This is a genomic window from Klebsiella sp. 10982, from assembly GCF_048589245.1.
Taxonomy (GTDB): Bacteria; Pseudomonadota; Gammaproteobacteria; order Enterobacterales; family Enterobacteriaceae; genus Klebsiella; species Klebsiella quasivariicola.
Genome location: NZ_JBMAXV010000031.1, coordinates 36228 through 59966, shown reverse-complemented (window position 1 = coordinate 59966; position 23739 = coordinate 36228). Strand labels below are relative to the sequence as shown.

Genomic DNA, 23739 nt, shown 5'->3' with positions numbered 1-23739 from the left:
GATTACTCTTCAGAATCCCCAGCTTCAGAATCATCTGCGGTTTCGTTGGCGAAATCTTCGCGACGCTCACGGCGCTCGTCTTTCGCTTTAACCATCGGAGATGCTTCGGTAACAGCGTGCTTAGTACGCATTACCATGCTGCGGATAACGGCGTCGTTGAAGCGGAAGTTAGTTTCCAGCTCATCGATCGCTTCCTGCGGCGCTTCAACGTTCAGCAGAACGTAGTGAGCTTTGTGCAGTTTGTTGATCGGATAAGCCAGCTGACGGCGGCCCCAGTCTTCCAGACGGTGGATCGTACCTGCTGCTGCAGTAATTGCACCAGTGTAACGTTCGATCATGCCCGGAACCTGTTCGCTCTGGTCAGGATGGACCATAAAAACGATTTCGTAATGACGCATCGAATTGCTCCTTACGGATTATTCAGCCTCCTGTCTGGGTCAGCCGCGGCCCATGGAGGCAAGGAACGTGTTAAAGGGCGGCTGAAAAATTGACGCGTCATTCTAATGGCGCCCCCCCAGGAACACAAGCGGATTTGCACAAATAATTCGCACTTAGCGCCAAGTGGCGCTAAGTGGGTGATTTAAAATTAACCAATAAAGGAAGCGGCATTTTTTTGAACGACTGCATCAGAAAAGGTCGCCATGCGACGAACGCGCAGCGATTACACTTATATCAGAGCCAAACGACCACAGGAGAGCCCCCGAGTCAGCGTCAGGACTGTCAGTCAGGAGCGTAGTATATGAAACTGAAAATCATCGCCATGATGGCTGCGCTTTTCTTCAGCGCCAACGCGCTGGCAGCTATCCAAATCACCGAACGACAGGCCCGCAACATGGACGACGTGCAGAGCCTCGGCGTTATCTATATCAATCACAATATGGCCACTGAGCACGAGGCCGAGCAGGCCCTTAGCCAGATGAGCGATGCGCAGGGGGCGAAATACTTTCAGCCTATCCTGATGCACGAACCCGAAACCAACGGCCCGCTTCGCGCCAGCGCGGTGATATACCGCTAACGCCTGCCCGATTCTTCGCCTCTCCTTGCGAGGGGCGAAGCGAGGCCTGCGCCTAAACGCAATTGAGAATTATTTTACAAACCGACTTATCAGCGCCATCGCAACCTGATTTAATCAGCCACTCGCCATTTGATAATCAGGAGTGATTGATGGTTCCGCGTTTCGCCACCTTAGGCCGTATCCCCAAAGGCGTTTGGGTACTCGGCGGCGTCAGCCTGCTGATGGATGTCTCCTCCGAGATGATCCACAGCCTCTTACCGCTGTTTATGGCCACCACCCTCGGCGCCAGCGTGATAATTATCGGTCTTATCGAGGGACTGGCGGAAGCCACCGCCCTGATCCTGAAAGTCTTCTCCGGCGTGATCAGCGACTATGTCGGCAAGCGCAAAGGACTGGCGCTGCTGGGATACGGCCTGGGCGCGCTCAGTAAGCCGCTGTTTGCCATCGCCCCCACCGCCGGAGTGGTGTTTAGCGCCCGCATGATTGACCGCGTAGGCAAAGGTATTCGCGGTGCGCCACGCGATGCGCTGGTTGCCGACGTCACCCCGCCGGAGATCCGCGGCGCCGCCTACGGGCTCCGCCAGGCGCTGGATACCGTCGGCGCCTTTCTCGGCCCGCTGCTGGCGGTGCTGCTGATGTTTATCTGGGCCAACGATTTTCACGCTATTTTCTGGGTGGCGGTCATTCCCGCCGTGCTCTCCATTCTCCTGCTCGGGTTTGGCCTGCAGGAGCCAAAATCCGCCATCGCACACAAACGCAGCAATCCGCTGAAGCGCGAAAACCTGAAAAAGCTCTCCGCCGCCTACTGGTGGGTAGTCGCCATCGGCAGCATCTTCACCCTCGCCCGCTTCAGCGAAGCCTTTCTGGTGCTGCGCGCCCAGCAGATGGAGATCCCGCTGTTTACCATCCCGCTGGTGATGGTGGCGATGAACCTGGTCTACAGCCTCACGGCTTACCCGTTCGGTAAACTCTCAGACAGCATGAGCCACAGCAAACTGCTGCAGTGGGGACTGCTGGTGCTGATCCTCGCCGATATCGTGCTGGCGCTCAGCGGCCACTGGAGTACGCTGCTGCTCGGCGTCGCGCTGTGGGGGATTCATATGGGAATGACCCAGGGCCTGCTGGCAGCGATGGTTGCGCATACCGCGCCGCCGGAACTACGCGGTACGGCATTCGGTATGTTCAACCTGATGAGCGGCCTGGCGCTGCTGCTGGCCAGTACCGGCGCAGGGGTACTGTGGGAAACCTTCGGCGCCGCCTCGACGTTTTACGCCGGCGCGATAATTTGTATGGTCACGCTCATCGGCATGCGCGTGATGCCGTCGGCCTATCGTCAGGGCTAAAAAAACGGCTCCGGGGCCAGACCAGTTGCTTCACCGTGAGGGGTGAAAGCCCCGGAGCGCGCTATCTACTTTTGCCCATAGTAGGCGTTTGGCCCATGCTTACGCTGAAAATGCTTATTCATCAGCCAGCTATCGATGGGCTGCAACTGCGGATTAATCCCGCGGGCAATCCACGCCATGCGCGCCACTTCTTCCATCACCACCGCGTTGTGTACCGCCTCGTGGGCGTCTTTGCCCCAGGCAAACGGCCCGTGCTGATAGACGACGATCCCAGGCGTATGCAGCGGATTCGACGCGCCCAGCGTTTCGATAATCACCTGCCCGGTGTTCAGCTCGTAAGCCTCGTCCACCTCCTGTGCGCTGAGCGCCCGGGTGCAGGGGATATCACCGAAGAAATAATCCGCATGAGTGGTGCCGAGCGCCGGGATCGCCAGCCCCGCCTGCGCCCAGGCGGTGGCGTGCGTCGAGTGGGTATGCACCACCCCGCCAAGGTCGGGATAACGACGATAGAGCGCCAGATGGGTGGCGGTATCAGAGGAGGGGCGATACAGCCCTTCCACCACGTTGCCCTCAAGATCCACGACAACCATATCGTCCGCCTTCATGGTCTCATAGGCGACGCCGCTGGGCTTAATTACCACCAGCCCGCGCTGTCGGTCAATGGCGCTGACATTGCCCCAGGTGAAGGTCACCAGGCCGTAGCGCGGCAGATCCATATTGGCCTCGAACACCTGCTGTTTCAGTTGTTGCATTACGCCGCCTCCATCAGGCCCGCACGAACCATCCGCGCCTTCACCCAGTCCAGCGCTTTCGCCACTTCTGCGAGCGGGTCAGCGCTGGTTTCACTCCACATCTCAATCAGATAGGGACCGCAATAGCCGGTCTGCTTGAGCGTGGTAAAGCAGCGTTCGAAATCGACCACGCCTTCACCGAACGGCACATTTTTAAAGACGCCGGGCTTCGTGTCTTTGACGTGTACCGCCACGATGTGCCCTGTCCCGGCCTTCAGTTCCATCTGGACGTCGTTATCCCACGCCGACAGATTGCCCAGGTCAGGATAAAGCTGGAACCATGGATTGTTCAGGTAATGGGCGTAACCTAAGGCCTTGCTGATCGAGTTCATCAGCGGGTAATCCATGATCTCCATCGCCAGCGTCACCTGGGCGCGGCTGGCCATCTCGACGCTCTCTTTCAGGCCATCACGAAAGCGGCGGCGCGTCTCATCGTTCGCCTGCTGATAGTAGACGTCGTAGCCTGCCAGTTGAATCACCCGAATCCCCACATCCTGCGCCAGGCGGATGGCTTTACGCATGATCTCCAGTCCCTGATGACGTACCGCGTCATCTTCACTACCCAGCGGAAAACGGCGATGAGCGCTAAGGCACATCGATGGCACCCGAACGCCGGTTTCAGCCACCGCCTTAACCAGCGCCAGACGCTGCTCCGGGCTCCAGTCCAGCCGCGCAAGACGAGCGTCCGTTTCATCGAGAGACATCTCAACGAAATCGAAGCCCAGCGCTTTCGCCAGCTGCAGCCGCTCCAGCCAGCACTCCCCGGCGGGGAGCGCTTTTTCATAGATACCGAGCGGAATGGATTTCGCTAACATAGCCGCTCCTTAACCCCATAGCTGGGCAATAGAGCGTTTAAACTGACGCGCCGCTTCCACCGGTGAGGCGGCATCGCGGATGCTGCGCCCGGCAATAAAGACGTGGATAGGGATCCCGGCGAACAGCGGCAGGTCTTCCAGCGCCAGACCGCCGGTCACGGTCACTTTGAAGCCCATATCCGACAGACGTTTAATCGCGCTGATATCCGCCTCACTCCACGCTACGCCTGCCGCCTGCGCGTCGCGGCTGCGGTGATAGACCACTTGCTGAATGCCTGCTTCACGCCACGCCTGCGCCTGCTCCCAGGTCCAGAAACCGGTCAGCTCAATTTGTACATCGCCGTTAAACTCTTTGGCGACATCCAGCGCGCCTTTGGCAGTATTGATATCGGCGCAGCAGATCACGGTCACCCAGTCGGCGTTAGCTTCAAAGCACATCCGCGACAGGATTTTGCCGGCATCGGCGATTTTGGCGTCCGCCAGCACAATTTTATGCGGGTACAGCGCTTTCAGGTCGCGCACCGCGCGTACACCTTCGCCGACGCAGAGGATGGTGCCCACTTCAATGATATCCACCTCTTCGGCAATCAGACGGGTCGTTTCATAGGCGCTGGCCAGCGTTTGATTGTCCAGAGCGACCTGTAACATAGGTAATGACATGATAATGTTCCTTTTAAACAGCCGCCGCGGTGGCGTTTTTGATTAAATCCAGCACTTCCTGCTCGCTACGGCAGGCGCGTAAACGGTCGAAATTAGCTTCGTCATCAAACAGGTTAACGATCTGCATGATGCCCACCTCCTGGTGGGTGGTGGCGTCAACCGCCGCCATGGTGATCAGAATGTCGACAGGATCGTTATCTTCATGATTGAAAATCAGCGGTTTTTTTAGCGTTACCAGCGCAAAGCCGGTTTTCTTGACGCCCTCTTCCGGCCGGCCATGAGGCATCGCCAGGCCCGGCGCGATAACAAAATAGGGCCCGTGCTGCGCGACGCCGTCGAGAATGGCCTGGTAGTAGCGGGGTTCAACCACATCAGCGGCCACCAGCAAATCGACACCGATTTTCACCGCCTCCTGCCAGGTCTCCGCTTCCGCCTGCAGGCGAATGGAGTGGTTCTGCGCCAGGGAATCATGGAGTTTCATGGCCGCTCCTTATTTCACATCCTGCGGGAAGTGGGCTTTAATCACCTCCAGCAGTTTTGGGCCAAAATCCGCCGGCGAAAGCATATTGCGCACGCCCACCACATATTTATTGCCAGTGACGGTAATTTCACCCGCGATATGAGTTGAAGCGATGATGATATCCGCGCCGTTCAGTTCGCTTTTGTATTCCCCTACCGCGCAGCTATTTACCGTGTGGTCGATATTGGATTGCGTCAGGAACTGGTCCACCTTCATTTTCATGATCATGGAACTTCCTTGCCCGTTACCACACACAGCCAGAATACGTACGGTCATAATCAGAACTCCTTATTGGGCAGAGGCCTCTGCCAGTTGTTTTTCCGCATCCTCCTCGGCACGCAGCGTGCGGCCGGCGAAGAACATATAAGCGAGTGCAATCAAGATGATGACGGCCATAAACGCCAGTCCGATGGAGGCGAAGCCCTGCATCATCGGCGGTGCGAGAATCGACCAGTCCGCCATCCCCATCCAGGCGCTCATACCGGTGAGCTTCACCGCCCAGACGCAGCCGAAGATTTCAACCATGCCCATCACCAGACAGATCTTGAGCGCCGCGCGCCAGCCGCCGAAGTGGTTGGCAAAGACGCCAATCGTGGCGTTGGAGAAGAACATTGGGATAAAGCCCGGAATAATCAGAATGGATGAGCCGACGCCAACCAGAATGCCGACGGCAATCAACTGGCCGATGGTGCCCCACATAAAGCCCCACACCACCGCGTTCGGCGCAAAGCTATAGATTGCGGCACAGTCAATCGCCAGCACCGCGCCGGGGATCAGGCGCTGCGAGATACCGTTGAAGGCTTCGGACAGCTCGGCGACGAACATCCGCACCCCTTGGGTAATAATGAAAATGGCCACCGCGAAGGAGAAACCGGTCTGCAGGATATAGACCGTCCAGTGGGTTTTCCCCGCCATCGCCTGTACGACATCGAGGCCAAAGGAGAGCAGGATGGCGCCGAAGAAAATGGTCATCACAATGGCGGTAGAGACGATGTTGTCGTGGAAGATATTCAGCCAGCCGGGGAGCTTAAGGTCTTCGACGCTCTCCTCTTTTTTGCCCAGATAAGGCGCCACTTTGTAGGCTATCCACGAGGCAAACTGCTGCTGGTGACCGATGGAGAAGCCGCAGCCGTCGGTGACCAGCTGAGTCGGCTTATACATCATGTTGGAGGTGATTCCCCAGTACAGAGAGACCAGCACAGCGGTGCAGATAATGGTCGTCCACATCCCGTAACCAAAGATAAAGAATGAGACCGCGATCAGCCCCGCCTGCTGAAACATGATATGCCCGGTGAGCATGATGGTGCGGATACCGGTAATACGGCGCAGCAGGACGTAACAGATGTTGAGCGCCAGCGCCAGGAGCACCGCGTATCCCACCCAGCTGTACGCCTCACCCATACGGTCAATGGTCGCCATCATTGAGGCATAAGTGTCGGAAATCGCGCCATTGATGCCGTACACCTCTGACATTTTCGCCACCACCGGCTTAAAAGTACTGGTGAGAATGCCGGAGCCGGCTTGTAACAGCATGAAACCAATGATGGTTTTGATGGTGCCTTTGATAATCACGCTAACGCTTTTACGCAGCAGGATATAGCCCAGGCAGGTCACGATACCCAGCAGCAGCGGGGCATTGGTCATCACCTGATTAAAGAAAACGGTAAAGATGTTGTAGAGGATTGCCATAACACACTCCCGATGGTGAAGGCGCTGAACGCGCTGTACGCTCAGCATTTCTCGTTGCCCACTCTAATAATCAAAAGTAATCACAACAAGATTGAATTTGATTAAATGTGACGCACGCCGCAATAATCCTTATTTCATCATGGTTATAACTAATCATTTACAGAGAAACATAAATAAACATTTTTAAATCAGTTAGATAAAATTAAAAAACCTGTATATACGCCAGGCTCTGGTAGGCCTGTTTATGCGTAACGCTTCACACAAACACGGGAAAACAGGATTGCATTTTTGAAAACACAGTGACAACATAAATCAAAACCAATCAAATACTGATTACTTTTGAAAATGCATGAGGAAGACCACGATGAGTAAAGTACAGACCATCACCCGTGAATCATGGATCCTGAACACCTTTCCGGAATGGGGCAGCTGGCTGAATGAGGAGATTGAGCAGGAGCAAGTTGCGCCTGGCACCTTCGCCATGTGGTGGCTGGGCTGTACCGGCATCTGGTTAAAATCAGAAGGCGGAGCCAACGTCTGCGTCGATTTCTGGTGCGGCACCGGCAAACAAAGCCACGGTAATCCTCTAATGAAAACCGGCCACCAGATGCAGCGGATGGCAGGGGTGAAAAAATTACAGCCTAACCTGCGTACCACCCCGTTCGTGCTGGATCCGTTCGCTATACGCCAGATCGACGCCGTACTGGCGACCCACGATCACAACGATCATATTGACGTTAACGTCGCTGCCGCCGTCATGCAGAACTGCCCGGCCGATGTGCCCTTTATTGGGCCAAAAACCTGCGTCGATCTGTGGATCGGTTGGGGCGTGCCGAAAGAGCGCTGTATCGTCATGAAGCCCGGCGATGTGGTGAAGATCAAAGACATTGAGATCCATGCGCTCGACGCGTTCGATCGCACCGCGCTGATCACCCTTCCGGCGGACCAAAAAGCCGCTGGCGTACTGCCGGATGGCATGAACCAGCGCGCGGTCAACTATCTGTTTAAAACCCCAGGCGGCAATCTCTACCACAGTGGCGACTCCCACTACTCCAACTACTATGCGAAGCACGGCAACGAACATCACATTGACGTCGCCCTCGGCTCGTATGGCGAGAACCCACGCGGGATCACCGATAAAATGACCAGCGCCGATATCCTGCGCATGGCGGAATCGCTTAACGCGAAAGTCGTTATTCCGTTCCACCATGATATCTGGTCAAACTTTCAGGCCGATCCGCAAGAGATCCGCGTCCTGTGGGAGATGAAAAAAGATCGGCTGAAGTACGGCTTCAAGCCGTTTATCTGGCAGGTTGGCGGTAAATTTACCTGGCCGCTGGATAAAGACAATTTCGAATATCACTACCCGCGCGGCTTTGACGACTGCTTTACCATCGAGCCGGATCTGCCATTCAAATCCTTCCTGTAAGCCACCTCCGGCAGGCTCTGCCTGCCGGAAATACCCCGTTTCAGGGTTAGTATTTTCACATGATTTCAAATATCATCTTTGCCGTTCACTTTTAATCGGATTTGCTCATGACGGAAGCGCAAAGGCACCAAATTTTGTTGGATCTACTCGCCCAAACGGGGTTTGTTACCGTGGAGCAGGTGATGTCGCGGCTCGGGATTTCACCTGCGACCGCCCGACGTGATATCAACAAACTGGACGAAAGCGGCAAACTGAAAAAGGTTCGCAATGGTGCGGAAGCCATCAGCGAGCAGCGCCCCCGCTGGACGCCGATGAACATCCATCAGGCGCAAAACCTGGATGAAAAAGTGCGTATTGCACGCGCCGCTTCACAGCTGATCGCGCCCGGGGAAAGTATCGTCATCAACTGCGGATCCACCGCTTTTCTGCTGGGGCGAGAGCTGTGCGGCAAACCGGTGCAGATCATTACCAACTATCTGCCGCTGGCCAACTATCTGATAGACCAGGAGCACGACAGCGTCATTATCATGGGCGGGCAGTACAACCGCAGCCATGCCATCACGCTCAGTCCACACGGTAGCGAAAACAGCCTGTATGCCGGACACTGGATGTTCACCAGCGGCAAAGGGTTAACCGCGGAAGGGCTCTACAAAACCGATATGTTGACCGCCATGGCCGAGCAGAAAATGCTCAACGTGGTCGGCAAACTGGCGGTGCTGGTCGACAGCAGCAAGATCGGCGAACGCGCCGGGATGTTATTCAGCCAGGCCGGGCAAATTGATGTAGTGATCACCGGCAAACAGGCCGATGCCGCGATCCTCAAACAGCTTGAGGATCAGGGCGTCAGCGTGATCCGCGTTTAAAGGTGCTGCTGAAAAAAGGCGACCGTCGTGGCCAACGCCTCTGGCGTAATGCGATGGCGGACGCCCTTTTGCCAGACACAGGTCAACCTGGCGGCAAGGTCGCCTTGCCGGAGCGCCTGCTCAAGACGGAAGGTCTCTTCTGGCGGCACGACATCGTCGGCGTCACCATGCCAGAGCAACAGCGGCCGCCGGGCGAGTGACGACAACTGATGGCTGACATCCCATTCGTTGAGACTATCGATATCAAAATCAGGCGAGGGGAACAGGGTTTGCGACAGCGAACGAAAATAGCCTGACCCCATCAGACAGGCGACGCTGTTCAACTCGGGATGATGTGTCATGATGCCCAGCGCCGTCATTCCTCCCATCGACGCGCCCGCCACCGCCAACCGCTCCCCCTCCAGCCATCCTTCAGCCATAATGGCCTCGCGCAGCGCAGGGAACTCCCTGAAATTCTGCTGCAGGATCGGCCAGAAGCGCTGCATCCGCCCGGCCTCATCGCCCTGATAGCGCGCCCCATGCTCCGGCGCGTCCGGCATGATCACCCGGAACCCCGCCTCGGCCAGCGCCACCGCACAGTAGCTGTAGACCAGCTTCGACGAGGTGAAGCCATGATAAAAAACGATACAGGGCAAGGGTTTATTCAGACTCTCCTGCGGGCAGGCATGCAAAATTTCACTGCCGTCAAGGTTGCGCATTTCTAGTGCAATCATTTATCGTCTCCCTTCTCTATCGTGGTTAGGCGTCATGGGAAAACTTATTCACCAGGCAACCCAGTTTGCTACGATTCATAATGTTGAGAACCTGGTTACGCTTTCACAACATTTTCATTCGAAAATCGCGTCAGAGATAACAGTTCGGGAACATTCCCCGGAAATCCTGTTAAGGCTACCACTACACTATCACTATCAGGAAACGAGATATGGTTATGCGCAGGTTTTCACCGTGGTTACTGGCTATTGTCCTCAGCGGGTGTAGTGTCCTGCAGGGAACGCCGGAAGCCCCGCCGCCCGCCACCGACCATCCGCAGGAGATCCAGCGCAACCAGACGGCTGGCCTGCAGAAAATGGCCACGGTGAGTGTGCTGATGTACGGTTCGCCGATGGATGTCGAAGCGGCGTTGAAGGCCAAAGCAGAAGCGGCCAAAGCCGATTACTACGTCATCATCATGATCGATGACACCATGGTACCCGGCCAGTGGTATTCGCAGGCGATCCTTTATCGTCGATGACGAGACGGCGCCTTTAAATCTGCTTTACACAGCTTTGCGTCCATTCACGTTCTCCTGTGCATAATAACGTTCGGCCAGCCACCTGGCAGGACGTTAGCAACGGACTGCCCTTGGGACTACGTGAAATGGAGCTGACGATGAAACGATCTTTTACCCTACCCAGCCTGCTGTTTACCGCTGCGACGGCCAATACGTCCGCGCAGTCAGCCGAATTCGCCAGCGCGGATTGCGTCACTGGCTTGAATGAAATCGGTCTGATCTCCGTCACTAATCTTTCCGGCAGCCAACAGGATGTGGAGCACGCCATTGCCCGCAAAGCGGACGAGCAAGGCGCCTCCTGGTATCGCATTATTCAGATGTATGAAGAACAACAGCCGGACAGCTGGCGCGTACAGGCCATTCTCTATGCCTGAGGCGCCTGGCGCCCACGCCCCATAGCCCGCAGCAGCAGGTCATTGAGGGTCGGGGCATCAAGACGCATACCGCCGCGGGTGTCGAGCATCATCCGGCACCAGGCCTCAGCCAGCGGCGGCGAAGCGTGGCGCAGCATCTGCGCCCCCGAACCGAGATGATAGACCAGCCGGGCGATCTCTCTGCCCTGCTCTTCGGCGGGCCGTCTCAGCAGCTGCTGCAGCTGGCGCCATGCTCGGTCCAGATGGCGGTTCTGTCCTTTCACCTCGGCACACTCTGCCGCCAGCAGCTCCATCGCCGCCGGCTGCTTGCTGAGCACCCGCATCACATCGAGGCACATAATGTTGCCGGAGCCTTCCCAGATGCTGTTGACCGGCATCTCACGGTAAAGACGCGGGAGTTCGCTCTCCTCGCAATAGCCGATACCGCCGAGCACTTCCATCGCCTCAGCGACAAACGGGATGCCGGCCTTACAGATGGCAAACTTGGCCGCCGGCGTAAACAGGCGCGCCCAGGCGCTTTCCCGGGCATCCTCCCGACGGTCCCAGGCCCGTGCCAGGCGAAACAGAAACGCGGTTTGCCCCTCCAGACGCAGCGCCATTTGCCCCAGCAACTGGTGCATCATCGGCTGATCGACCAGGTTTTTGCCAAACGCCTGACGCTGTAGCGCGTGATACAGCGCCACCGAGAAGGCGCGACGCATCAGGGCATGGCTGCCCAGCGCGCAGTCAAAGCGGGTCAGGCCGCCCATCCTGAGGATCTGCCGCACGCCGTCGCCCTCTTCGCCCACCAGCCAGCCACAGGCCTCATAAAATTCCACTTCGCTGCTGGCGTTGGAGCGGTTGCCGAGCTTCTCTTTTAAACGTTCAAGACGCACGCCGTTGCGCTGCCCGTCGGGTAACAGACGCGGCACAAAGAAGCATGAGAGCCCCGCCGGAGACTGGGCCAGCACCAGATGGGCGTCGCTCTGCGGCACCGAGAAGAACCACTTGTGTCCCACCAGCCGGTAAAATCCTTCCGCCGTTTTCTCCGCGCGGGTGGTATTGCTCAGCACATCGGAGCCCCCTTGCTTCTCGGTCATCCCCATACCAATCAGCAGGCCGCGCTTCTGGCCGCCCGGCGCAAGATGGGGATCGTAACGATCGCTAAGCAGCGGCGACAGCCAGTCACGAAAAGGCGCGGGCAAAGCCTGCTGCAGCAGGGGCGTTGCGGCGAAGGTCATGGTAATCGGGCACAAGGTCCCGGCCTCCACCTGGGCATGGAGCAGAAAGCGGGCGGCACGGGCGACAAAAGCGCCTTCGCGGGCCCCTTCCTGCCAGGCGAGGTTATGCACCCGGTTCGCGCACAGCCCCTGCATCAGCAGGTGCCAGGCGGGATGGAAGCGCACGTCGTCCAGCCGGGCGCCGGTGGCGTCATAGCGCAGCAGCTCCGGCGGGTTACTGTTGGCCAGGCGTCCCAGCTCCAGCGATTCGGCGGTCCCCAGCTGCTGGCCTATGCTGGCGAGCAAATCGCCATCCCAGCCAGCGCCTTCGCGAGCCACCGCTTCACGCAGGGCGGTATCAGACAGGAACAGATTGCTGTTATTCAGCGGGGTGGGTTGATTAAAAACAGTATGCGTTTGCCAGTGCATCGTGTCTCCCTCCATCAATGGCGATAGCCATAAGTATGGCCAGAACCCGGCCTCTGGCGACGGAGGGAGATCACAAAAGCAGCTTTAGCCGGTTATATAGTGAGGAATAAAACGAGAAGTATCTTTAGTAATCAATGTATTATCCTCCCGGATCCCCATCCCGCAAGCCTCATCATCCACGATCCAGCTGCCAATCAGCGTGTAGCTGTCACCAAAGCGCGGCAAGGGCTGGAAGGCCTGAAAGATCATCGGCTCTTCCGCGTAGTCTCCATCAGCATGTTCGATAATCTGCTGCTGGCCATTAAAGATGGTGACGTTGCCGCCTTCACGTGAAAAGATCGGTTTACGCACATAGCTCTCGCCCGGCGCGATCTGTGGCGATTCATTGGCAAACCAGGCGGGTAGCAGATTAGGATGACGGGGAAAGAACCGCCATAGCAGCGGCATCAACCCTTTGTTGCTGAGTACACTCTTCCATAACGGTTCGATCCACCGCTCTCGCCGCTTACACAACAGCGGGCCATTATCATCTCGCATCATCCATTCCAGGGGATAGAGCTTAAACGCCCGACGGATAACGTTGTCATCCAAATCGGTCAGCATACCGCCGACGCCGAGTCCCAGCTCTTCAACATAGAGAAAACGCGTTTCCTGACCCGCCTGCTGCGCACAGTCCTGGAGATAAAGCACCGTCGTGCGATCTTCATCACTCCCTTCACAACAGCAAAAGTAGAGCGGCTCCGGGCTGTAAAGTTCACTAAAGCGGGCAATCAGCCGTTCCTGAATGGCATTGTACTGGTCGGCGTCACGCGGGATCGCCCCGCTGTGTCGGGCGTCTGTCAGCCAAAACCATTGAAACCAGGCAGCTTCGTACAGTGACGTTGGCGTATCCGCATTATATTCCAGCAACTTAAGCGGAGCGTCGGCACCGCACCATACAAAATCCATACGGCCATAGAGAGAAGGATCCCCCTGACGCCAGCTTTCCGCAATCGCATCCCAGTATAGCGGCGGGATCGCCAGCTGCTGCAACAGCTGCTCGTCCTTCACCGCCCGCTCAACGACCTCGAGACACATTTGATGCAATTCGGCGGTCGGTTTTTCAATCTGCTCTTCTATCTGGCGTAATGTGAAGCGGTAGGCTCGACTCTCGTCCCAGTAGATCTCGTTGTCAATGACATGAAAATCGAAACCGTGTACGTCGGCAATCCGATCCAGATCCCTGCGAACAGGAATAGCGTGTCGCAACATCGTTCAACCTCCCCAATGGCCGCGCGCGCTGGACGATCGTCCGTAGCCGCCGCGGGAAACAGTCGCCGTTTTTTTCGCAGCCAGCGTATGGCTGGTGGCAATATCGTTTTTACCACTACGCCAGGCATACGCGCCCGACGATGTTCGCCATACAGCCCGGGAAGAATAGGACGCGCCGCCATTGTAATAGGCATATTCTTCATCGCGATCTTTACGCACTGCCCGGCTGAGTAGAAAACCGCTCATCATCGGCGTCCAGCTCCGATCGATGCTGTCAAAATAGCAGTCGACATACTGCGACTCACAGCCTTCCTGGCTCATTTGCTTAGGGACATGGGCATAAAAGTTCGACTTCGCATTGTTCCAGCCGTGAGCGCAGACGCTGGCGCTGTTACCGCCATCAACACAATCATTGACGGAAGAGTAAAATACGCCGTCACCGCCATTATCCGCATTCGTATCATCGCTACAGGCCTTAAGCGCAAAGAACGCCGCGCCGCCCATAATAGCCAGCGTCAGGTATTTGCCGCTGTAGCGGCTTCGCTTTGCCTGCACCGCGCTCGCCTGGCGATTAACCCGCGCGAGGGAAGCGTGAGTGGCCTGGGCGTTATTTTGTGCCGTATTACGGGATCTGGATTTACGTTTTTTAGCCATGATCGTCCATTACCATGTCATGCAGGCGGCGTTAAAAATCCCGCCGGCCAGCGCAGCAGAGCCCATAAACAAGCCTGCAGCAATATTGTGATTAATAATTTTTTCGCTTAGCGCCGGCATATATAGCCGTACTCCACCATAGATAATCAGCTGTACTACCAGGGCAATGACACCCCAGGCTAAATAATCAGCAATACTGACGGCGTTTATCGCCGCGCTGGATAATGGAATAGCATATCCCAACAGCGTTCCGCTAAACGCCAGCGAGGCCGACATATTGTTATTTTTTATCAGCTGCCATTCATTATGTGGGGTGATTTTTGAATAGATAAAAAGAAACAAGATCACCATCGCTGCACCGATAAAAAAATAGGTACAAAAAGCCAGTAATGAGTTCAGAACGTGCATATTTTTCTTCCGTGAAATTACCCAATAATATCCAGTGAGGTGAGTGGAATATCCACTCCCAACGCGTATGAGAAGAGCCATTCAGATTCTCCCCGGTCATTAAACGACTCTTCTCCGTTTAGCAGCAGGTACTCCCACATCTCTTCCGCTACCTGCCGCTGATAGCCCATCGTAAAATTATGAACCTCCCATACGGCATGCTGCTGATTTTCGACTTTCTCCAGCATATAAACTGGCGCAATGTTCCCTGGCTCGCCGCCGTTAAAAAAACGCTGCCAACGCTGCTGGCGCCAGCTAAATGTCGGGGTACCAATACTCGCTGGGCTGATTGCCGAACGCCAGTGTTTTTCCTGGCTGATACCATCGCTTTGGACATAGACAAAGAGCTTAATATCATCGATATCATCGACATCCGCCCCGCCAGTAGTATTAATTTGCAGAAACTCATCGCCGCTGGTGTAGTAACGATAAATCCGGCTACCGCCCCCCAAATCAATTTGACCGGTCGCGGCAATGGTATATGCCTCGCCCGGCAGCTCAACCAGAAGGTTATCCTCCAGCAGGCGAAACGCCAGGGTCTCCAGCGTAAAACCCGCTTTAAGATGTAACCCCAGCGGACCGCATACGGGAGCCGGCGTACTCTTTTTAGCAAAAAGACGCTGAAAAAAATGGGCCATGACCACTCCTTAAAGACTCGCCCATCAGGACAAAACTGACCGTGGAGCCGCAATCATTTGCTCTGTTGTCGACGCAGACGCGCCAGTACATCCTCAGCCGCGCTTTTGTCGGTTGTACCAATGCCGGCTTGCGCGAGCTTCTCAACGAGATCGCTTCCATCCGCCACCTTTTCCAGTTGCGCAGCAGCATCCAGTCTGGCCTGGCGTTCCGCCTGACGGGTTTGCAAACGCCGGAGTGACTCCGCCGCGGTGGAGACCCGAGAAGACGCCCCGAGGGTGGATGTTGTGACCGCCTGCTGCGCCCGCTGCATGGCTTCCGTCGCCTTAACGACTTCCAGCTGCTGTTCAAACTGGGCGATACGTTGAGCCGTCGCATGAACGGCCTGCTCAACGCCATCGCGCGAGGATTCAAGGTTAGCGAGCACGCGCTTTTCTACAGCAATCTCGTTTTCCAGGCGGGCAATCTCTGTAGCGACTTCGTTAATCAAATCCGCAGCGACATTTTTATTCAGCGCCTCCAGGGCACGTGCTTCCAGCATGTCTTTACGCGCACGCAGATCTTGCAGTTTATCGTTGCTTAGTTTTACCCGTGCGAGCAGGTCGACACGCGATTGGCCTGCTTTATCCAGTGCGCTTTTTGCATCGCGAATATGTTGTTCGAGGATCCTGACGCCCTGCGCTTCCTCAATGGTCTCTCCGGCCTGCGAGACCATGGATTTACCCAGCGTAAACAGGCTCTTTAATATTCCCATCAATAGCGTTCCTTGTTATTCGTTCGTATATTGTTCTATCAACTCAGCAAGATCTAATGCATTAGCGGCCAGCGTCGCGATCTCCAGCACCACATCTTCCAGCGAGGAATTGAGCGACAGGGCGCCAAACGCGACATAATATTCATCATTCTTAAGACGGGATATCGCGACCGAGGAGAGAGGGAGTAATTTTTGATGGCGTAAAATGAAGGCGTTAAACAAGTCCTGCCGCTGAATAGTGCTCAGCGGACAAATAATAGTTTCAATAATTATTTGTCGGGAGGTAAATAATACATTAAGTCGTAGATCGCCGTAATCATTCATTATAATGATAAATGAATGCTCGTTATCATCGATGTTTACATTTAACTCAGCTGCCTGCTGGAGCGCACTCGCGAGCGCTCGAGGAGTCCATCCCATATATTATTCCATATATTAAGCATTAAATAATAAATACAATTTATATCAATATTGCCGTTTATTTTAGCAATAGACGTAAAAAAAAGCCATCTTAATTAAGATGGCTTTTTCTGAAAAAAATACCTTAGCTGCGCTGGCGTACTGCTTCAAACAAACAGATGCCGGTAGCGACCGAGACGTTCAGCGAGGAGACGCTGCCCGCCATCGGGATGCTGATCAGCTCATCGCAGTGCTCGCGGGTCAGGCGGCGCATACCTTCACCTTCCGCCCCCATCACCAGCGCCATCGGCCCGGTCATTTTGCTCTGGAATAGCGTATGGTCGGCTTCGCCAGCGGTTCCGACGATCCAGACGTTTTCTTCCTGCAGCAGGCGCATAGTGCGCGCCAGGTTGGTGACGCGGATCAGCGGAACGTTCTCCGCTGCGCCACAGGCGACTTTCTTCGCCGTCGCATTCAGCTGCGCGGAACGATCTTTCGGCACAATTACCGCGTGCACCCCGGCAGCGTCGGCGCTGCGCAGACAGGCGCCGAGATTGTGCGGATCGGTCACACCGTCGAGGATCAGCAGGAAGGGTTGATCGAGTTGCGCCAGCAGATCCGGCAGATCGTTCTCCTGGTACTGACGCCCCGGCTTCACGCGGGCAATGATCCCCTGGTGCACTGCGCCTTCGCTCTTCTCATCAAGAAACTGACGGTTGGCCAGCTGAATCACCACGCCCTGCGCTTCCAGGGCATGGATCAGCGGCAGCAGGCGCTTATCCTCACGGCCTTTCAGAATATAAACTTCCTGAAAACGCTCAGGTGCGCGCTCCAGCAGTGCCTGCACCGCATGGATGCCGTAAATCATTTCACTCATTGATGTACTCGTTTTAGGTTCTGTTATCCGCCCCTTCACCCCATCCTGCGCCAGCAGATTTCAGGGTGAAGGGAGGTCAATCACTCAGCGATCTTCTTCTTTGCCGCACGCTTGGCTTTGGTGGCGGCGGCGATTTTCTGCGTTTTAGCGGACGGTTTTTTCGCTTTTTTCTCTTTCTTCGGCTTTGCCGTGTCCTTCTCTTTTCGGAAGGCACTGTCCGGCTCGAAGTTTACCTGTTTTCCGACCTGGCGGCGGCGACCACCCGGTTTGCCTGAGCTGCTCTTTTTCGCTTTCTCACGGGCCGTTTTGCCGACATTACGCGGCGCACGCTCGCTGGAGATCAGCGTAAAGTCGATTTTCCGCTCGTCCATGTTGACGGCTTCCACACGAACTTCCACGCGGTCGCCCAGGCGATAGGTTTGACCGCCGGACTCGCCAATCAGACGCTGGCCCACCTGGTCGAAACGATAATAGTCATTATCCAGGCTGGAAACATGCACCAGACCGTCGATAAACAGATCGTTCAGGCGGACGAAGAAGCCAAAACCGGTCACGCTGGCGATGACACCGGAGAAGGTGTTCCCTACCTGATCCTGCATAAAGTCGCATTTCAGCCAGTCGGACACTTCGCGCGTCGCTTCGTCGGCGCGGCGCTCGGTCATCGAACAGTGCTGGCCCAGCTGCAGCATCTCTTCCATGCTGTAGTGCCAGCCGCCGGTCTCGGTGCTATTTCCTTTGTGGCCCTGTTCTTTAGCCAGCAGATATTTAATGGCGCGGTGCAGCGACAGATCCGGGTAGCGGCGAATCGGCGAGGTGAAGTGGGCGTAGGACTGCAGCGCCAGGCCAAAGTGACCGCGGTTTTCCGGATCGTAGACCGCCTGCTTCATGGAGCGCAGGAGCATCGTCTGCAGCATTTCCGCATCCGGGCGATCGGCGATGGAGGTCAGCAATTCGGCATAATCACGCGGCTCCGGTTTGTTGCCGCCAGGCAGCTCCAGTCCCAGCTCAGCCAGCACAGTACGGAAGGAGGTAATCGCTTCAGTGGTTGGCTTATCATGGATACGGAACAGCGCCGGCTCCTGCGCCTTCTCAACGAAGCGCGCGGCGGAGATGTTCGCCAGGATCATGCACTCTTCAATCAGCTTATGCGCATCGTTACGCTGAGTCTGTTCGATACGCTCAATACGGCGTTCGGCATTAAAGATGAATTTAGCTTCTTCACTTTCAAATGAGATACCGCCGCGCTCTTCGCGGGCGCTCTCCAGTACCTTGTAGAGGTTATGCAGCTCTTCAATGTGCTTCACCAGCGGCGCGTAGTGTTCACGCAGCTCCTGGTCACCCTGCAGCATATGCCAGACCTTGGTGTAGGTCAGGCGAGCATGTGAACTCATCACCGCTTCATAGAATTTATAGCCGGTCAGACGGCCTTTTGACGAAATCGTCATTTCGCACACCATGCACAGGCGATCGACCTGCGGGTTCAGCGAGCATAGACCGTTAGACAGCACTTCCGGCAGCATCGGTACCACCTGCGACGGGAAGTAGACCGAGGTACCACGGCTGCGTGCTTCAGCATCCAGCGGCGTCCCCGGGCGCACATAGTAGCTGACGTCGGCAATGGCTACCCACAGGCGCCAGCCGCCGCCGCGTTTCTTCTCGCAGTACACCGCGTCATCGAAGTCGCGGGCATCTTCGCCATCAATAGTGACCAACGGCAGGGAACGCAGATCGACGCGCCCGACCTTTGCTTCTTCCGGCACCTGCTCTTTGAGACCGGAAACCTGTTTTTCCACCGCAGGCGGCCAGACGTAAGGAATTTCATGGGTACGCAGCGCCATATCGACGGCCATGCCGGTGCCCATGTTGTCGCCCAGCACTTCGACGATTTTCCCCACCGCTTTGGTGCGGCGGGTCGGGCGCTGGGTCAGTTCGACCACTACTACGTAGCCCATCCGCGCGCCCATTATGTCTTCAGGCGGGATCAGGATATCGAAGCTCAGGCGGCTGTCGTCCGGGACGACGAAGCCGACGCCGGCATCGGTGAAGTAGCGGCCAACAATCTGGCTGGTCTTCGGCACCAGGACGCGGACGATGCGCGCTTCGCGGCGGCCCTTACGGTCCGCGCCCAGCGGCTGAGCCAGCACCTGGTCGCCGTGAATACAGGTTTTCATCTGTTCTGACGACAGATACAGATCGTCCTTGCGCCCTTCAACGCGCAGAAAACCATAGCCATCACGGTGGCCAATAACGGTTCCTTTAAGGAGATCAAGGCGCTCAGGCAGCGCATAGCACTGGCGACGGGTGAAAACCAGCTGACCGTCGCGCTCCATCGCGCGCAAGCGGCGACGTAGCGCTTCAGTTTGCTCTTCACCCTCGATATTTAACTCGATGGCCAGCTCATCGCGGCTGGCAGGCTTTTCCCGTTTGGTTAAATGTTCGAGGATAAATTCCCGGCTCGGGATAGGATTCGCGTACTTCTCAGCTTCGCGTTCCTGGAATGGATCTTGTGACATATCGGTTCCTCCGTTGTCATCTCCGGCAGAGTGGCGTCACTCCACCAGCAATAATTTATAAAGCGGTTGATTCTTCTCAACCAAATCAGCCAGCGTATAGTTATCCAGCTCCTTGAGAAAACTCTGCGCGGCTTCAGCTAGCGCCTGTTTCAGACGACAGGCTGGTGTAATGTGGCAAAATTCGCTGCTGCAGTTGACCAGCGATAAAGGTTCCAGGTCGCGCACCACGTCGCCGACGCGGATCTGCCCTGCTGGTTTGCCGAGGCGAATGCCCCCGTTCTTCCCCCGCACGGCAGTCACGTAGCCCACACGGCTTAACTGATTGATTATTTTAACCATATGATTACGGGAGACGCCATAGACCTCGGTTACTTCCGAGATGCTGGTCATCCGTCCTTCCGGCAGCGACGCCATATAAATCAGCGCGCGTAATCCGTAATCGGTGAAACTCGTTAACTGCACATAAACCTCAGGGAAAAGAAAACAGGGTATGTCGAGCGACATCATTATTATTGATGATAAACCAGCCAGCGCTCAGGCCGCTAATTTATTTGAAATGGGGCGGGCGAACAGCAAAAACAAGGGCGCCCGAACGGCGCCCCTTGCGAGTGATTACGCGTCGAACGGGTCGCGCAGAATCATGGTCTCGGTACGGTCTGGACCGGTAGAAATAATATCCACCGGGACGCCAGTCAGCTCTTCAATACGCTGGATGTAGTTCAGGGCTGCCTGCGGCAGGCCGCTGCGCTCTTTCACGCCGAAGGTGGTTTCGGACCAGCCCGGCATTGTTTCGTAGATAGGCTCGATACCTTCCCAGTTGTCGGCAGCCAGCGGAGTGGTGGTCACTTCACGGCCGTCCGGCATACGGTAGCCGACGCAGATTTTCACTTCTTTCAGGCCGTCGAGGACGTCCAGTTTAGTCAGGCAGAAGCCGGACAGGGAGTTAATCTGCACTGCGCGACGAACTGCGACCGCGTCCAGCCAGCCGGTACGACGACGACGGCCGGTGGTCGCGCCGAACTCGTTACCCTGCTTGCAGAGGAACTCGCCGGTTTCATCAAACAGCTCGGTCGGGAACGGACCTGCACCGACGCGAGTCGAATACGCTTTAATGATACCCAGGACGTAATCCACATAACGCGGACCCAGGCCGGAGCCGGTCGCCACGCCACCTGCGGTGGTGTTAGAGGAGGTCACGTACGGATAGGTACCGTGGTCGATATCCAGCAGCGTACCCTGCGCGCCTTCGAACATGACGAAGTCGCCACGCTGACGCGCCTGATCCAGCAGGTCGGATACGTCAACCACCATGCCGGTCAGGATGTCGGCAATCGCCATCACATCGTCCAGCACTTTCTGGTAGTCAACCGCTTCTGCTTTATAGAAGTTCACCAGCTGGAAGTTGTGATACTCCATCACTTCTTTCAGTTTATCGGCGAAAGTCGCTTTATCGAACAGATCGCCAACGCGCAGACCACGACGAGCGACTTTATCTTCGTAAGCCGGGCCGATGCCGCGACCGGTGGTGCCGATCGCCTTCGCGCCGCGCGCTTTTTCACGTGCCACGTCCAGCGCCACGTGATAGTCAAGGATAAGCGGGCAGGCTTCAGAGAGCAGCAGACGCTCGCGAACCGGGATACCACGGTCTTCCAGGCCCTTCATCTCTTTCATCAGCGCAGCCGGAGACAGCACGACGCCGTTACCGATAATGCTGGTGACGTTTTCACGCAGAATGCCTGATGGAATAAGATGGAGAACGGTTTTTTCACCGTTGATTACGAGAGTATGGCCGGCGTTGTGACCACCCTGGTAGCGCACAACATATTTAGCCCGTTCTGTCAGGAGATCGACGATCTTCCCTTTACCTTCGTCACCCCATTGGGTGCCCAGTACGACGACGTTGTTACCCATTTTTCAAAATCACCGTTTGCTTAAAAATGGATTCTACCATCGCTTTTTCAGAGTTACAGCACTTTTTGCATCCAAAATAAGGCAAATCCGACCACTTTTTGATCAGCCAATCGATTTCCTCAACATGTAGTAGATCACAATCCCGGCAACCACAAGTCCGCCGCCAAAACGGCGCAATAAATTATCCGGTAGCTGGCTCAGGCTGGCGACCATTTTGCGCCAGGCGCGAGGATAGAGTAGCGGGCCGAGCCCTTCGAGTACTAAAACCAGCGCCAGCGCCAGCCAAATGGTGGAGTTCATCGTCAACCTTAATTGAAAAGTATTCTTGCCGCTCTCGCGGGCGTCGGTAGCCAGCATGGTGAATTCATTCCCTCATTTCACATTGTCCCGTATTTCATCTTCATTATGAAACGATAAGGTGAAACAAAATTCACAACTAATTGTATTGCTGGATATTTTTTAAATTGTAACTATGCCATCGCGTACTACAACCCGGTACGTCTACATAATCAGGAAGATTATCATGAGAGAATTAACCGCATTTGAAATCGAAAATGTGAGCGGCGCAGGCTGGTTACAGGATGGCCTGGCTTCCTTAGGCAGCAAGGTCGGCGCCTCCGTATGGACGATGGGTACCGATGCCCTGAGCATCAGCCTGCCGCTGATTGGCACCATCAATCTGGCCGACCTGGCGCCAGACCTGGGCAAAACCCTGGGCGAAAGCGTCGGGTCTACCATCGGCGGCACCATCGAAAGTGCGCTGGCGAGCCTGCCGGTAGTCGGTGGCCTGCTGAATAAACTGCTGGGCAACTAATTCACGCCTCCGCAGTATGAAAAAAGGCGCCTGTTTCAGGCGCCTTTTCGCGTTAGTACTTCAGATTTACACCTTCTCGGCTTATTTGCGTGCCGAATCCGGTGAACGCATATAGCGGAAGAAGTCGCTGTCCGGACTCAGGACCATCACGTCCTGATTACTCTGGAAGCTCTTCTCATAAGCACGCAGGCTACGGATAAAGGAATAGAAGCCTGGATCCTGGCTGAACGCGTCGGCAAACAGCTTCGCCGATTCCGCATCACCTTCACCGCGTAGGATACGGCCCTGGCGCTCAGCTTCCGCCAGCGTCTTGGTGACTTCATAGTCCGCGGTCGCGCGCAGTTTCTCAGCCTCTTCCTGGCCCTGTGAACGGTGGCGACGAGCAACCGCTTCACGCTCCGCGCGCATACGGTTGTAGATCGCTTCCGACACTTCCGCCGGCAGGTTGATCTGTTTGATACGTACGTCGACAACTTCGATACCAAGCGCCGCCATACTGTTCGGGTTGATTACCTGCACTTTACCGTTGGTTTCGGCTTCTACACGCTCTGCCGCTTTGGCAATCGCGTCGTCAGCTGCCGGGGTGCTAACCTCGTCATCCGTACCCGCCGAGCCTGAGTTCAGCGCATCGCGTACTTCCAGGGTCAGGCGACCACGGGAGTCTGTCACGATGTCTTTCACATCCAGGCGACCAATTTCAGAACGCAGACGGTCCGAGAATTTACGCTTCAGCAGCACCTCGGCCTGAGAGACGTCGCCGCCGCCGGTAGCCAGGTAGTAACGGCTGAAGTCGCTGATACGCCATTTAATGTAGGAGTCGACGATCAGGTCTTTCTTCTCTTTAGTGACGAAACGATCGGCCTGGTTATCCATGGTCTGAATGCGCGCATCCAGCATCTTCACCGATTCGATAAACGGGATCTTGAAGTGCAGGCCCGGCGCATACACCAGCGGCTTGTTCTCGTCGTCGCGCAGGACTTTACCAAAACGCAGCGTAATACCGCGCTCGCCTTCTTTTACGACAAAGACTGACATGTAGAGCACTACCAGCACGATGACAATGATCGCGATAACAGATTTACGCAT

At 55.9% G+C, this 23739-nt stretch carries 28 protein-coding genes; 7 read left to right on the top strand and 21 right to left on the bottom strand.

The window, feature by feature from the left end; translation table 11 throughout:
- Positions 1–2 precede the first annotated feature (2 nt).
- Positions 3–398, bottom strand: a complete 396-nt coding sequence (gene rpsF / locus ACKLKD_RS20425; RefSeq protein ID WP_008807174.1) for a 30S ribosomal protein S6 — start codon at positions 396–398, stop codon at positions 3–5.
- 341 nt (positions 399–739) lie between these two features.
- Here rpsF and ACKLKD_RS20420 point away from each other — a divergent pair, with 341 nt between their 5' ends.
- A complete protein-coding gene (locus tag ACKLKD_RS20420) occupies positions 740–1015 on the top strand; it encodes a DUF1471 domain-containing protein (RefSeq protein ID WP_002885689.1) in 276 nt (91 codons plus the stop codon).
- A 149-nt stretch (positions 1016–1164) separates the two neighbouring features.
- Positions 1165–2358 carry an MFS transporter gene (locus tag ACKLKD_RS20415; protein WP_008807176.1) on the top strand — a complete coding sequence of 398 codons (1194 nt, stop codon included), beginning with the start codon at positions 1165–1167 and terminating at the stop codon, positions 2356–2358.
- A 65-nt stretch (positions 2359–2423) separates the two neighbouring features.
- Here ACKLKD_RS20415 and ACKLKD_RS20410 read toward each other — a convergent pair whose 3' ends face one another.
- The 6 genes from ACKLKD_RS20410 to ulaA are packed head-to-tail and all read right to left on the bottom strand — an operon-like array spanning position 2424 to position 6833.
- Positions 2424–3110, bottom strand: a complete 687-nt coding sequence (locus tag ACKLKD_RS20410; protein WP_080924684.1) for an L-ribulose-5-phosphate 4-epimerase — start codon at positions 3108–3110, stop codon at positions 2424–2426.
- Positions 3110–3964: an L-ribulose-5-phosphate 3-epimerase gene (locus ACKLKD_RS20405; RefSeq protein WP_080924685.1), complete on the bottom strand. Its 855-nt coding sequence runs from the start codon at positions 3962–3964 to the stop codon at positions 3110–3112. The genes ACKLKD_RS20410 and ACKLKD_RS20405 overlap by 1 nt, the downstream gene beginning before the upstream one ends.
- Before the next feature lie 9 nt (positions 3965–3973).
- Positions 3974–4624: a 3-keto-L-gulonate-6-phosphate decarboxylase UlaD gene (gene ulaD / locus ACKLKD_RS20400; protein WP_008807179.1), complete on the bottom strand. Its 651-nt coding sequence runs from the start codon at positions 4622–4624 to the stop codon at positions 3974–3976.
- Positions 4625–4637: 13 nt separating this feature from the next.
- Complete coding sequence (gene ulaC / locus ACKLKD_RS20395) at positions 4638–5105, bottom strand: PTS ascorbate transporter subunit IIA (RefSeq protein ID WP_008807180.1); 468 nt, start codon at positions 5103–5105, stop codon at positions 4638–4640.
- 9 nt (positions 5106–5114) lie between these two features.
- Positions 5115–5420 carry a PTS ascorbate transporter subunit IIB gene (gene ulaB / locus ACKLKD_RS20390; RefSeq protein WP_001577590.1) on the bottom strand — a complete coding sequence of 102 codons (306 nt, stop codon included), beginning with the start codon at positions 5418–5420 and terminating at the stop codon, positions 5115–5117.
- 12 nt (positions 5421–5432) lie between these two features.
- Positions 5433–6833 carry a PTS ascorbate transporter subunit IIC gene (gene ulaA, locus ACKLKD_RS20385; RefSeq protein WP_025712637.1) on the bottom strand — a complete coding sequence of 467 codons (1401 nt, stop codon included), beginning with the start codon at positions 6831–6833 and terminating at the stop codon, positions 5433–5435.
- A gap of 364 nt (positions 6834–7197) precedes the next feature.
- Here ulaA and ulaG point away from each other — a divergent pair, with 364 nt between their 5' ends.
- Together ulaG and ulaR are read left to right on the top strand one after the other, a co-directional pair.
- Positions 7198–8262 (top strand): L-ascorbate 6-phosphate lactonase, encoded by a 1065-nt coding sequence (ulaG, locus tag ACKLKD_RS20380; protein WP_080924686.1) that lies wholly within the window; start codon positions 7198–7200, stop codon positions 8260–8262.
- Positions 8263–8369: 107 nt separating this feature from the next.
- Complete coding sequence (gene ulaR, locus ACKLKD_RS20375; RefSeq protein ID WP_004177697.1) at positions 8370–9125, top strand: HTH-type transcriptional regulator UlaR; 756 nt, start codon at positions 8370–8372, stop codon at positions 9123–9125.
- Here the strand turns inward: ulaR and yjfP are convergent.
- Positions 9122–9838 carry an esterase gene (gene yjfP / locus ACKLKD_RS20370; RefSeq protein ID WP_080897628.1) on the bottom strand — a complete coding sequence of 239 codons (717 nt, stop codon included), beginning with the start codon at positions 9836–9838 and terminating at the stop codon, positions 9122–9124. The genes ulaR and yjfP overlap by 4 nt on opposite strands.
- A 209-nt stretch (positions 9839–10047) precedes the next feature.
- Between yjfP and bsmA the strand changes: the two genes are divergently transcribed.
- On the top strand, positions 10048–10356 hold the full coding sequence (bsmA, locus tag ACKLKD_RS20365) for a biofilm peroxide resistance protein BsmA (protein WP_025712634.1): 309 nt from the start codon (positions 10048–10050) through the stop codon (positions 10354–10356).
- Positions 10357–10493: 137 nt separating this feature from the next.
- On the top strand, positions 10494–10769 hold the full coding sequence (yjfN, locus tag ACKLKD_RS20360) for a DUF1471 family protease activator YjfN (RefSeq protein WP_008807186.1): 276 nt from the start codon (positions 10494–10496) through the stop codon (positions 10767–10769).
- On the opposite strand, the gene ACKLKD_RS20355 is transcribed toward yjfN, so the two are convergent.
- The 12 genes from ACKLKD_RS20355 to ACKLKD_RS20300 all read right to left on the bottom strand — a co-directional run bounded on the left by ACKLKD_RS20355 (position 10760) and on the right by ACKLKD_RS20300 (position 22139).
- Positions 10760–12397 carry an isovaleryl-CoA dehydrogenase gene (locus ACKLKD_RS20355; protein WP_087805747.1) on the bottom strand — a complete coding sequence of 546 codons (1638 nt, stop codon included), beginning with the start codon at positions 12395–12397 and terminating at the stop codon, positions 10760–10762. The genes yjfN and ACKLKD_RS20355 overlap by 10 nt on opposite strands.
- 84 nt (positions 12398–12481) lie before the next feature.
- On the bottom strand, positions 12482–13648 hold the full coding sequence (locus ACKLKD_RS20350; RefSeq protein WP_087805745.1) for a glutathionylspermidine synthase family protein: 1167 nt from the start codon (positions 13646–13648) through the stop codon (positions 12482–12484).
- Between the two features lie 3 nt (positions 13649–13651).
- Positions 13652–14302, bottom strand: a complete 651-nt coding sequence (locus ACKLKD_RS20345) for a DUF1190 domain-containing protein (RefSeq protein ID WP_025712631.1) — start codon at positions 14300–14302, stop codon at positions 13652–13654.
- A gap of 9 nt (positions 14303–14311) precedes the next feature.
- The gene (locus ACKLKD_RS20340) at positions 14312–14710 is read right to left on the bottom strand and encodes a DUF350 domain-containing protein (RefSeq protein WP_025712630.1); all 399 of its coding nucleotides are present in this window, start codon (positions 14708–14710) and stop codon (positions 14312–14314) included.
- Between the two features lie 17 nt (positions 14711–14727).
- Entirely contained in the window at positions 14728–15387 is a 660-nt protein-coding gene (locus tag ACKLKD_RS20335; RefSeq protein ID WP_025712629.1) for a YjfK family protein, read from the bottom strand.
- Positions 15388–15440: 53 nt separating this feature from the next.
- Complete coding sequence (locus tag ACKLKD_RS20330; protein WP_025712628.1) at positions 15441–16139, bottom strand: PspA/IM30 family protein; 699 nt, start codon at positions 16137–16139, stop codon at positions 15441–15443.
- Between the two features lie 15 nt (positions 16140–16154).
- Positions 16155–16559 carry a DUF2170 family protein gene (locus ACKLKD_RS20325; protein ID WP_025712627.1) on the bottom strand — a complete coding sequence of 135 codons (405 nt, stop codon included), beginning with the start codon at positions 16557–16559 and terminating at the stop codon, positions 16155–16157.
- A 124-nt stretch (positions 16560–16683) separates the two neighbouring features.
- Positions 16684–17415, bottom strand: coding sequence for a 23S rRNA (guanosine(2251)-2'-O)-methyltransferase RlmB (gene rlmB, locus ACKLKD_RS20320; RefSeq protein WP_002885669.1), 732 nt, complete (start codon positions 17413–17415; stop codon positions 16684–16686).
- Positions 17416–17495: 80 nt separating this feature from the next.
- Positions 17496–19928, bottom strand: a complete 2433-nt coding sequence (rnr, locus tag ACKLKD_RS20315; RefSeq protein ID WP_025712626.1) for a ribonuclease R — start codon at positions 19926–19928, stop codon at positions 17496–17498.
- A 36-nt stretch (positions 19929–19964) separates the two neighbouring features.
- Entirely contained in the window at positions 19965–20390 is a 426-nt protein-coding gene (gene nsrR, locus ACKLKD_RS20310) for a nitric oxide-sensing transcriptional repressor NsrR (RefSeq protein WP_025712625.1), read from the bottom strand.
- A 150-nt stretch (positions 20391–20540) separates the two neighbouring features.
- The gene (locus tag ACKLKD_RS20305; RefSeq protein WP_025712624.1) at positions 20541–21839 is read right to left on the bottom strand and encodes an adenylosuccinate synthase; all 1299 of its coding nucleotides are present in this window, start codon (positions 21837–21839) and stop codon (positions 20541–20543) included.
- A 102-nt stretch (positions 21840–21941) separates the two neighbouring features.
- Positions 21942–22139 carry a DUF2065 domain-containing protein gene (locus ACKLKD_RS20300; protein ID WP_002885664.1) on the bottom strand — a complete coding sequence of 66 codons (198 nt, stop codon included), beginning with the start codon at positions 22137–22139 and terminating at the stop codon, positions 21942–21944.
- A 223-nt stretch (positions 22140–22362) separates the two neighbouring features.
- Between ACKLKD_RS20300 and ACKLKD_RS20295 the strand changes: the two genes are divergently transcribed.
- Positions 22363–22653, top strand: a complete 291-nt coding sequence (locus ACKLKD_RS20295) for a hypothetical protein (protein WP_025712623.1) — start codon at positions 22363–22365, stop codon at positions 22651–22653.
- Positions 22654–22734: 81 nt separating this feature from the next.
- Here ACKLKD_RS20295 and hflC read toward each other — a convergent pair whose 3' ends face one another.
- Positions 22735–23739, bottom strand: a complete 1005-nt coding sequence (gene hflC / locus ACKLKD_RS20290; protein WP_025712622.1) for a protease modulator HflC — start codon at positions 23737–23739, stop codon at positions 22735–22737.